Source organism: Bacillus sanguinis, assembly GCF_018332475.1.
GTDB classification, from domain to species: domain Bacteria; phylum Bacillota; class Bacilli; order Bacillales; family Bacillaceae_G; genus Bacillus_A; species Bacillus_A sanguinis.
The window spans coordinates 32,953-42,806 of the sequence record NZ_BOQB01000069.1 but is presented as its reverse complement, the minus strand read 5'-3'; the positions used below and the strand labels follow the sequence as shown (position 1 = coordinate 42,806).

At 38.3% G+C, this 9,854-nt stretch carries 10 protein-coding genes and 12 tRNA genes; 2 read left to right on the top strand and 20 right to left on the bottom strand.

Annotation, left to right across the window (positions count from 1 at the left end):
* Nucleotides 1–21: 21 nt before the first annotated feature.
* From KI369_RS09715 to KI369_RS09655, 13 genes are all read right to left on the bottom strand, one after another.
* A tRNA-Gly gene (locus KI369_RS09715) sits at nt 22–92 on the bottom strand.
* Between the two features lies 1 nt (nt 93).
* Nucleotides 94–170: transfer RNA gene (locus KI369_RS09710), tRNA-Pro, on the bottom strand.
* 3 nt (nt 171–173) lie between these two features.
* Nucleotides 174–250, bottom strand: a tRNA-Arg gene (locus tag KI369_RS09705).
* Nucleotides 251–347: 97 nt separating this feature from the next.
* Nucleotides 348–430, bottom strand: a tRNA-Leu gene (locus KI369_RS09700).
* A gap of 16 nt (nt 431–446) precedes the next feature.
* A tRNA-Lys gene (locus KI369_RS09695) sits at nt 447–519 on the bottom strand.
* Between the two features lie 5 nt (nt 520–524).
* A tRNA-Gln gene (locus KI369_RS09690) sits at nt 525–599 on the bottom strand.
* A gap of 87 nt (nt 600–686) precedes the next feature.
* Nucleotides 687–762 (bottom strand) — tRNA-Asp (locus KI369_RS09685).
* A gap of 3 nt (nt 763–765) precedes the next feature.
* A tRNA-Met gene (locus tag KI369_RS09680) sits at nt 766–842 on the bottom strand.
* A gap of 24 nt (nt 843–866) precedes the next feature.
* Nucleotides 867–942 (bottom strand) — tRNA-Val (locus KI369_RS09675).
* Between the two features lie 4 nt (nt 943–946).
* Nucleotides 947–1,021 (bottom strand) — tRNA-Glu (locus KI369_RS09670).
* 8 nt (nt 1,022–1,029) lie between these two features.
* Nucleotides 1,030–1,120, bottom strand: a tRNA-Ser gene (locus KI369_RS09665).
* 3 nt (nt 1,121–1,123) lie between these two features.
* Nucleotides 1,124–1,198: transfer RNA gene (locus KI369_RS09660), tRNA-Asn, on the bottom strand.
* 114 nt (nt 1,199–1,312) lie between these two features.
* Nucleotides 1,313–1,771 carry a SprT family protein gene (locus KI369_RS09655; protein ID WP_212955811.1) on the bottom strand — a complete coding sequence of 153 codons (459 nt, stop codon included), beginning with the start codon at nt 1,769–1,771 and terminating at the stop codon, nt 1,313–1,315.
* 195 nt (nt 1,772–1,966) lie between these two features.
* Between KI369_RS09655 and cmpA the strand changes: the two genes are divergently transcribed.
* On the top strand, nt 1,967–2,083 hold the full coding sequence (gene cmpA, locus KI369_RS09650) for a cortex morphogenetic protein CmpA (protein ID WP_001143642.1): 117 nt from the start codon (nt 1,967–1,969) through the stop codon (nt 2,081–2,083).
* 58 nt (nt 2,084–2,141) lie between these two features.
* Here the strand turns inward: cmpA and KI369_RS09645 are convergent, their stop codons facing one another.
* From KI369_RS09645 to acpS, 6 genes are all read right to left on the bottom strand, one after another.
* Entirely contained in the window at nt 2,142–4,310 is a 2,169-nt protein-coding gene (locus KI369_RS09645) for a Tex family protein (protein WP_212955810.1), read from the bottom strand.
* Between the two features lie 68 nt (nt 4,311–4,378).
* Nucleotides 4,379–4,729 (bottom strand): type II toxin-antitoxin system endoribonuclease NdoA, encoded by a 351-nt coding sequence (ndoA, locus tag KI369_RS09640; RefSeq protein ID WP_000635963.1) that lies wholly within the window; start codon nt 4,727–4,729, stop codon nt 4,379–4,381.
* A 4-nt stretch (nt 4,730–4,733) separates the two neighbouring features.
* Complete coding sequence (locus KI369_RS09635) at nt 4,734–5,021, bottom strand: antitoxin EndoAI (RefSeq protein WP_000004570.1); 288 nt, start codon at nt 5,019–5,021, stop codon at nt 4,734–4,736.
* A gap of 310 nt (nt 5,022–5,331) precedes the next feature.
* Complete coding sequence (gene alr / locus KI369_RS09630) at nt 5,332–6,501, bottom strand: alanine racemase (protein WP_212955809.1); 1,170 nt, start codon at nt 6,499–6,501, stop codon at nt 5,332–5,334.
* A gap of 118 nt (nt 6,502–6,619) precedes the next feature.
* A complete protein-coding gene (locus KI369_RS09625) occupies nt 6,620–7,633 on the bottom strand; it encodes a LolA family protein (RefSeq protein WP_000829111.1) in 1,014 nt (337 codons plus the stop codon).
* 93 nt (nt 7,634–7,726) lie between these two features.
* The gene (gene acpS, locus KI369_RS09620; protein ID WP_144616182.1) at nt 7,727–8,086 is read right to left on the bottom strand and encodes a holo-ACP synthase; all 360 of its coding nucleotides are present in this window, start codon (nt 8,084–8,086) and stop codon (nt 7,727–7,729) included.
* 92 nt (nt 8,087–8,178) lie between these two features.
* Here acpS and KI369_RS09615 point away from each other — a divergent pair, with 92 nt between their 5' ends.
* Nucleotides 8,179–8,727 (top strand): rhomboid family intramembrane serine protease, encoded by a 549-nt coding sequence (locus KI369_RS09615; protein WP_212955808.1) that lies wholly within the window; start codon nt 8,179–8,181, stop codon nt 8,725–8,727.
* Nucleotides 8,728–8,850: 123 nt separating this feature from the next.
* Here KI369_RS09615 and uvsE read toward each other — a convergent pair whose 3' ends face one another.
* Nucleotides 8,851–9,813 (bottom strand): UV DNA damage repair endonuclease UvsE, encoded by a 963-nt coding sequence (uvsE, locus tag KI369_RS09610; protein ID WP_212955807.1) that lies wholly within the window; start codon nt 9,811–9,813, stop codon nt 8,851–8,853.
* Nucleotides 9,814–9,854: the final 41 nt, after the last annotated feature.

The following is a 9,854-nucleotide window of genomic DNA, read 5'->3' as shown; positions in this document are numbered from 1 at the left end:
TTCAGTTTTCAAAGAACTAAAAGCGGGTGAAGAGAATCGAACTCTCGACCAGAGCTTGGAAGGCTCTTGTTTTACCACTAAACTACACCCGCGTGGTCGGGAAGACAGGATTTGAACCTGCGACCCCCTGGTCCCAAACCAGGTGCTCTACCAAGCTGAGCCACTTCCCGTTATGGCGCGCCCGAGAGGAGTCGAACCCCTAACCTCTTGATCCGTAGTCAAACGCTCTATCCAATTGAGCTACGGGCGCTTATTCATGATGTTTTTTCGTCGTTGTATTTTGGCGACTCAATTATCTTATCATACTACATTTTCAAATGCAAGTACTTTTTAAAAGATTTTTTTGATGCGGCCGAGAGGACTTGAACCTCCACGGGGTTTCCCCCACTAGGCCCTCAACCTAGCGCGTCTGCCGTTCCGCCACGACCGCGCGGAAAAAACAAAAGTGAGCCATGAAGGATTCGAACCTTCGACCCTCTGATTAAAAGTCAGATGCTCTACCAACTGAGCTAATGGCTCGTAAATGGCTGGGCTAGCTGGATTCGAACCAGCGCATGACGGAGTCAAAGTCCGTTGCCTTACCGCTTGGCTATAGCCCATCGAAATTTTTATCTTCTTTTCAAAGACAAATGTTATTGTAACATAATGTCCAATAAAAAACAACTGCCAAATAGCAGAAGTTAAAATGGCGGTCCCGACCGGGGTCGAACCGGCGATCTCCTGCGTGACAGGCAGGCATGTTAACCACTACACCACGGGACCATTTGGTTGCGGGGACAGGATTTGAACCTGCGACCTTCGGGTTATGAGCCCGACGAGCTACCGTGCTGCTCCACCCCGCGATGATACTATTTATATAATTTATATGGTGGAGGATGACGGGATCGAACCGCCGACCCCCTGCTTGTAAGGCAGGTGCTCTCCCAGCTGAGCTAATCCTCCGAAGTGGTGACCCGTACGGGATTCGAACCCGTGTTACCGCCGTGAAAGGGCGGTGTCTTAACCACTTGACCAACGGGCCAGTATGTATGGCAGAGAAGAAGGGATTCGAACCCTCGCACCGCGTTAGCGATCTACTCCCTTAGCAGGGGAGCCCCTTGAGCCACTTGGGTACTTCTCTGTATGGCTCCGCAGGTAGGACTCGAACCTACGACCGATCGGTTAACAGCCGATAGCTCTACCACTGAGCTACTGCGGAATAATAAAGACAATTTGTATCTTATAAAATTTCTCATCGTAAGTCAAGAAGTTTTTTCACAACATCTTGTACAAACGTGACATGTTTATAATATACTGGATTGCGTTTTTACTGTCAAGATGTTTTCTTTATCCGGTTTAGTTTCCCTTTACACTTTCCGCAGACATATCTTTTTGTATTTATTTGTCGTCTTCTTACATATTGAAGCAAACAGCCCATACATTCATACGTATAAACCTTTTTTCCTTTCTCTTCATTCATCATTCGTTTACAAAAGCGCGGTGCATCAACTACCTTTAACAATTCACGAAAATCCCTATCCCGATGCTTATAACCTCTTCCTGCAATATGTAAGTGATAATGACAAAGCTCATGTTTAATGATTCCAACTAACTCTTCTTTCCCATACATTTCGTAATATCGATAATTCAGTTCAATATTGTGTGTATTCAATAGATAGCGTCCACCAGTTGTACGCAGCCTACTATTGAACATAGCTTTATGTAAAAATGATATTCCGAAGTATTGTAGTGATACTTCTTCCACTAACCGCTGTATTTCTTGCTCATCCATTTTCATTCCTCCTAAACAAAAAAATATTTTTACACTTTTCTCCTCTCTTATACATATATTAAATAGTACATATACCCATCCTCATTCAAGAAGCGTGGTTTCTAAAAACATAGCATGAATAGAAATCCACTCACCAACCTCTCATCAATAGTACCTTACATTTTTGAGAGTAGGATTAAACAAGGAGGGATTCCTATGCCTACGTGGCTAAAAAAACAAATGCAACGCGCATATTTTGAAAAAAACCGGTATCAAATCAAATTACTAAATGAATGCTGGTTTTATTATAGCAAAATACATCAAAGCTCATAATCCATTACACATTTTATTCCATAAAAAAAAGAGCAGTTTCATCTGCTCTCTTCTCTTACTATTCAAGCGGCAACATGGATAGTGCAACGCGACCTTTTTTCATATCAATATCATCTACCCATACCTTGACAATTTGTCCGACAGATACAATATCTAACGGATGCTTCACGTACTGTTTGCTTAGTTTAGAAATATGTACTAAACCATCTTGTTTTACACCTACATCAACAAAAGCACCAAAATCAACAACGTTACGAACTGTCCCTTCCAGTTCCATACCACGTTTTAAATCTTCTAATTTCAAAATCCCTTTTTTCAGAAGCGGTTTAGGCAGCTCATCCCTCATATCTCGCTCTGGACTAATGAGTGCATCTATAATATCAACTAACGTTGGCTCCCCAACTCCCGTTTCTTCCGATAACTTAGAAATCTCTACTTCTTCTAAGCTCTTTTGCAACTGTGGTTGCCCTACGTCACCTTTTGATAATCCTAGACTCTTCAATAACAATTCAACATTTTTATATTGTTCTGGATGAATACCCGTTCTGTCTAACGGATTTGCCCCTTCTAATATACGTAAGAAACCTATACATTGTTCATATGTCTTGGCACCTAGACGCGGTATTTTCTTTAAGTCTGTTCGTTTTGTAAATTTCCCTTCTTCTTCACGCTTTGCCACAATATTTTTCGCAACAGTTTTCGATAAACCCGAAACATATTGCAATAAAGCAACTGAAGCTGTATTTACATTCACACCGACTTGGTTAACTGCCGTCTCTACTACAAACGTTAATGATTCATTCAATCTCTTTTGAGATACATCATGTTGATATTGTCCAACCCCAACTGATTTAGGATCAATCTTTACAAGTTCAGCAAGTGGATCTTGCAGACGTCTACCGATAGAAACAGCACTTCTTTCTTCAACCTGTAAATCCGGGAATTCCTCACGTGCTAAATCAGAAGCCGAATACACACTTGCACCAGCTTCGTTCACTATAATATAGAAGACTTCTCGTTTCACACTTTGTAATACATCAACTATAAATTCTTCCGATTCTCTAGAAGCTGTACCATTCCCAATCGCAATCATTTCAACTTGATATTTATCTATAATAGAAAGAACTTTCGTTTTTGCATCTTCATATTTACGCACTGGTGGATGCGGATAAATAACATCGATATATAGAACTTTTCCCGTATCGTCTACAATGGCTAATTTACATCCCGTTCTATATGCCGGGTCTACAGCTAGCACAACTTTTCCTTTCATTGGAGGTTGTAATAACAAATTACGTAAGTTCTCAGAGAAAATATGTATCGCTTGTTCCTCAGCTGTTTCTGTTAATTCTTTTCGAATCTCTCTTTCAATAGAGGATTGAATTAATCGTTTATAACCATCCTCTATTGCTAACTTTACATAATGTGCACTTTTCGAATCGTTATCACGAATTACTCTCTTATATAAGAAATTTACTATCTCATCTACTGGTGGAACAACAGAAACTCTCAATACATCTTCTTTCTCACCACGATTCATCGCTAATACACGATGCGGCACTACTTTCTGCAACGGTTCTTCATAACTGTAATACATTTCATATATATTCTTTTCATCTTTCTCTTCATCTTTTACGGACGAAGACATAACACCTTTTCTAAAAGTAACATTCCGAATCCAACTACGATACGCCGCTTCATCTGAAATGATTTCAGCAATAATGTCTTGGGCACCTTGTAATGCTTCTTCTGCAGATTGCACTTCTTTTTCTGCGTTAATAAACTCCACTGCCTTCTGATTTGGATCTTCTTTCTTATATAACAATAACCATTCAGCTAACGGCTCTAATCCTTTTTCTTTTGCAATCGTTGCTTTCGTTCTTCTTTTCTCTTTATATGGACGATATAAATCTTCTACTTCTTGCAACTTTGCAGCTTTAACAATTTGCTGACGTAACTCCCCTGTCAGTTTCCCCTTCTCATCAATAAGACGAAGAACCTCTTCTTTCCTATCTTCAAGTTGCATCATATATTGCCATCTCTCTAAAATTGTACGAATTTGCACTTCATCTAAAGAGCCTGTCCATTCTTTTCGGTAACGAGCAATAAATGGAACTGTGTTACCTTCTTCTGTTAATTGAATAACATGACGAACTTGCTTTTCGGTAAAGCCTAATTCCTTCACTAACATTTTCATTAACGCTTGTCGATTATCTACCATTTCCATATACAACCGTAACCTCCTCTATAATAAAAAAAAGTTGCCCTGTAAAGAGAGCAACTTAAACTGCCGATTTAAAAATCTATTAGTCCTAAACTAATTTGTAGCGCTTCATCTACACGAATCATCATCACTTCATCTAAGTGAGTGATTTTATCCGTTAAGCGCTGCTTATCGATTGTTCGAATCTGCTCAAGTAAAATAACAGAATCTCTCTCAAAACCGTACTTTTTCGCATCAATTTCCACATGAGTGGGTAATTTAGCTTTTTGAATCTGTGCAGTAATAGCCGCTACAATCACCGTTGGACTAAAACGATTTCCGATGTCATTTTGAATGACAAGAACCGGACGAACGCCTCCTTGCTCAGAACCAACAACTGGGGAAAGGTCTGCAAAATACACGTCGCCGCGTTTTACAATCAAAATATTACCCCCCGCTAACTAAGCGTTCTACTGTATGAGCTGCTTCATACTCTGCTAAGAAAGCTTCAGATGCAATACCAAGATTAATTTTTCCCATTTCAATGTACCCACGTCGCATTGATTCATGTTGGTAGCGTTTCTTCGTCTTATGTTGACGCAATAACAGTTGTGTTGCCTGGCAAATTAGTTCATGGCGATTCTTATTCTCTTGTTTTCCAATTCCGTCCAATTCCGTTACCATTTGCTTTGGCAACCGAACCACGATTTCAGTAGTTACACTTGATTCGGACACAAAAATACACCTCCACCGTCAACTACACACCCAAATATATATATGACACCTATTGTAATAATACCATTGTATGGAGCCTGTTGCAAAGACTTCCTTATTCCTTGCTTATGTTTTCCAATTCACAAACAAAACATTCATATTCTTTTATTTTTTATCTCATTACAAACAAGAAAAGAAAGAGTTTCTCCGCAAAATCCACGTTAAATTATGTTAAAAGTAACTATAAGTAAAAAGCTTCTCATCAAAAACGAGCTTATTCTTAACCAATGAACAGTCCTCTCAAATGACAAGAAGCAAATCATACTACCTTCTATATATCATTCAAATAATTAATTACCTCTACAACCTTGCCATGCCTTATGAATATTCTCGGCACACGAAAGCTTATCGTTGCAATAATTTCATAATTAATGGTCCCAGAATATTCAGCAACTTCAGTAGCACTAATATACTCATCACCTTGTCTTCCAATGAGTGTGACTTTCGTACCAAGCGGCACTTCACAAGGAAGGTGTATCATGAATTGATCCATTGTTACTCGACCTACAATCGGTACCCTTTTACCATTTATAAGCACTTCAAATCCTTGTAATCTTCTAAGCCATCCATCTGCATATCCAATTGCAACGGTTGCAATCCATTCTTCCGTTTTCGTCCGATAAGTGACGTTATAGCTGATTCCATCCCCTTTAATCACCTGTTTAATATGAGCAACTTTCGTATGCAATGATAGCGCCGGTTCTAATTTAAACGGTAAAAAAGGGCGTATTTCTACAGACGGGGATAACCCATACATTGCAATGCCAATTCGTACTGCATTAAATGTAATCCCTTGAAAACGTAGCGTTGCAGCACTATTAGCTGTATGGACAAACTTAGGATCGACTCCGAACTCTTTCAACCAACTTAACTGCTGCAAAAATGTGTTATATTGCTTATCAAAGTAAGAAGTCTCCACCTCATCCGCTGTTGCAAAATGTGTATAAACTCCTTCTAATTCTAAAAATGGTGCACCTTTTAAACTCTTTAAAAACCCTTTTAACTCTTTGCGTTCGCGTATTCCAATTCTCCCCATACCACTATCGAAATTAATATGGTATTTCATTGTAGATGAACCATCCCAAAGTTTGATTGCTTCATCCACCCATTCTTTTTGAAAAACAGTTAACGCTACATCATTTTCAGCAGCTACATTGACATCACGAGGCGGGGAAGGACCTAACACTAAAATCGGCACAGTAATACCAGCCCTCCGAAGCACTAAAGCTTCATCTAAAAAGGCAACTGCTAACCTTGTCGCCCCTGCTTCTAATGCCGTTTTAGCTACCGGCACATAATCGTGTCCATATGCATTCGCTTTAACTACAGCAAAAATCTCTACATCACTTGGAATGAAATTTTTAATATGTGTAATATTGTTATAAATCGCATCTAAATCCACTTCCACCCAAGTGTCACGGTAAAATGGTGCTTCTTCCATAAATACACTTCCTTATACACGATATGCGAAGCTTATTCTTTTATATGCTTCTTTTATGAAATCCACCCTTCAAACTAAGAAAAGACGTGGTGCACATATATCACCACGTCTAAGAAGTTTACTTCACTTGCTTCTCTGTAACTGAACGAGCAACCATTAATAGCTCCTTCGGCTCTAAACCTTTAGACACGAGCATATATTCTACTCCGTTATGCGACCACGTTAAAGAATCTTTCGTCAATGCCCCAATTGTAAAGCCAAGATCAACCAATTCTCCGCTCACACTTATCGCTGACGAAGCCTCTGCAACTTTTGCCTTTTCTTGTATCAAAGTAAAGGATTTCTTACTTCCAGTGTATGTGAGTATCGCACGCTTGCCACTGTCTGTCTTCAACTCTTTTTCATCTTTCAAAACCATACCTTGCGGCGTATCACGCGGATACAAAATAGCAAATGGTTTGTCTTCTTTCGCTGTTGTTTGAACATCTACTTGTGCTCTAGACATATTTTGTTTCGTATCAAATGCACCTTTATCAAATTTCGCATCAAATTTCACTTTTGAGAAATCTACTTTCACAAGAACATTTTGATCATTATCCATTAACTTCACCGAAACTGGTGTTAAATCACTTTTCTTCAATGTAATCTCTTGTTTCGGCAACATGTTTTGATGTTGATAGTTTGTTTTTGTTTTAAAAATATAATACTTATCTGTTTTTTCAAAAGTAAGGTTTTTCTTGTCCTGCAAAATATCTCTCACAAGGGATTCATATAAATAAGCCTGGCTACTATTTTGAGGCCAATCACTTTGGAAACGGAAACTCTTATTAAGCGCTGGCGTTAATACAAATACCCCTTCTTCATTTCTTAAAATAATTTGGCTTTGATCTTTCTTCGCATTCTGCAAATTCACACGATAAAAAGAAGGCTCTTTATGCCATATTTCTACCTTATACTCCTGAGGCTCATTCCCTGTTTTAATAGATAATTTCGCTTCAGCTTGATAACTTTTCATCCCTTTTACTTTCGCCTCTAAATCTCTCACAACATCATCTTGTTTCTTTTCCATACAACCGGCCAACACAAAAACGGTTAATAAACCGACAAGAACTAAAAACAGACGCCTTTTCATCACTTCAGCCCCTTTGCCCCTATAAATGAGTGGAAGATGTACCTTCCTTATCGCTACCACAAATATATGAGACAAAGATATAAAATATGCAGACTAGCTTGACGAGCTTTCTAAAACCACTTGAGCAACAGCAAATTCCTTACTATGACTAATTGATAAATGAACAATATGCTCTGTACTTGTAACAAGAATCGGCTTACCTCTATCATCATTTCTTACTTCAATATCTAAAAAACTTACTTCTTTCCCGATACCAGTCCCTACCGCTTTTGAATACGCCTCTTTCGCTGCAAACCTTCCCGCTACAAACTCTGTAAGACGACTTCCCTTCAGTTCCTTAGCAACATTCCGTTCACTTTCAGTTAAAATACGCTCCATAAATTTAAGTTTTCCATCTAGCATTTTTTCAATTCGATTCAATTCGATAATATCGATTCCAATCCCTACAATCATTTCACATTCCCCTTCTTCTATTTAGCTTTCTTTTTTCATATTGTAAGAATAACAGAGAATCTTTCTGATGCAAAAGGAGTGATACTAACAACATGCTAATACCTTCTGCCCGCATTTCCTTACAACCAATCGTCATCACTTTACTTCTCATACAATTAGTCATGATTATGTTAGGCGACCTTTCTCTCGTTCCCATGGCATCCTACAATGAATATATCGCTAAAGGAGAATGGTGGCGTCTCATAACTTCCTTACTTGTACATGCAGACTTACAACATTTCCTTTCTAATAGTATTTGTTTATTTGTACTTGGCTCTTCTATTGAAAAACAACTAGGGCACTTTTCTTTCATCATTATTTTTTTCCTTTCTGGCATTCTTGGAAATATCTCTTCTTATCTTATTATGCCTCTTGAATATATTCATGCCGGAGCATCTGGTGGCATTTTTGGATTGCTAGGTGCACAATTATTTCTATTGTATAGTCGATATCGTTCTTCCAATCCAAGAGACATTGCTATTTTTTCAATCACAATATGTATATTACTACTATTCACTTTCTTCAATCCCTCCGCTAACCCTATAAGCCATTTAACAGGATTAATCATTGGTGGTATTTGCACTCCTTTATTAATAAAATGAAGCTTTAATCAGTGGAGGTTTTACGGGCAGCCCACCTCCCCCTCCTCTCATATTCACCAAATTTTGAGGCGGGAGTCTTACCGCTCGCAAATAGCGGGGCAAAAAAATTCGATGGTGCAGAGCTTATTTAATATAAAAGCTCGCACCATCGATAATTTCTACATCTGTTTGTTTACTTAAATCTCTCATGAGTTGAAATAAAGACTCATCCTTCTTCTTCGCCTCAATCATACAATCAATTTGCGGAACACTTCCCTTTATCTTTTTTAAAAAAGATAAAAAAGTATCTACATCAATAAAGTCCGCATGCGCTCTCGGATCTTTTCCTTCTCTAGGACTAGAAATATGCATTTTCACTGGTAACAAAGACGATTCCCACGTATGTACAACACGCGCCCAATCTTCATACCAATCTTCTCGATCATGATTCATTATATGGTGATGCAAATCAAACACGACTGGAATATCTAACTTTTCACCTAAATATAATGTTTCTTCTAAAGAAAAGGTCGTATCATCATTTTCTAATATGATCATCTCTTGAATACCTCTTGGAACACTTGACCAATTTTCTATAAAGCGTTCTAATGCGAGTTCCTTATCGTTATAACCCCCGCCCACGTGTAATACGCATCGTTGCTTATGTTCAATTCCCATACCTTTTAATAATTTTTTATGCATCTGCAATGTCTTTACAGATTGTTTAAAAATTTTCTCGTCAGGTGAATTCAGCACAACAAAATGATCTGGATGGAAATCAATACGCATATTCATTCGAATGGCGTAATCACCTAGCATTTTTAAATTTTCTTTTAAGGGGCGAATATAATTCCAATCTAACAAATCCTCATGATTCGCTAAAGGAACAAGCTTGGAACTAAGCCGAAAGAAAGATATATCATGTCCTCTATTATGCTTTAATAACCGTAAACAATTTTCTAAATTCGAATTAGCAATTCTTTCGAGTTTACGAATTGCAGCTTCTCGATCATCAATTCGTTGAAACTGCGCATATGTCATCGTTTGAGATGGAGATGCGTTTTTCAAATGTACACTCATTGCAACATACCCAAGTCTTACAAGCATGTAGCACCTCTTTTCTACACAAGTTATTATGTAGTATGTAC

Coding starts and splice junctions, on each gene's coding strand:
- KI369_RS09615 (WP_212955808.1), top strand. CDS start 8,179: ATGCTAATACCTTCTGCCCGCATTTCCTTACAACCAATCGTCATCACT.
- KI369_RS09645 (WP_212955810.1), bottom strand. CDS start 4,310: ATGGAAATGGTAGATAATCGACAAGCGTTAATGAAAATGTTAGTGAAG.
- uvsE (WP_212955807.1), bottom strand. CDS start 9,813: ATGCTTGTAAGACTTGGGTATGTTGCAATGAGTGTACATTTGAAAAAC.
- acpS (WP_144616182.1), bottom strand. CDS start 8,086: ATGATTGTAGGGATTGGAATCGATATTATCGAATTGAATCGAATTGAA.
- alr (WP_212955809.1), bottom strand. CDS start 6,501: ATGGAAGAAGCACCATTTTACCGTGACACTTGGGTGGAAGTGGATTTA.
- KI369_RS09625 (WP_000829111.1), bottom strand. CDS start 7,633: ATGAAAAGGCGTCTGTTTTTAGTTCTTGTCGGTTTATTAACCGTTTTT.
- KI369_RS09655 (WP_212955811.1), bottom strand. CDS start 1,771: ATGGATGAGCAAGAAATACAGCGGTTAGTGGAAGAAGTATCACTACAA.
- cmpA (WP_001143642.1), top strand. CDS start 1,967: ATGCCTACGTGGCTAAAAAAACAAATGCAACGCGCATATTTTGAAAAA.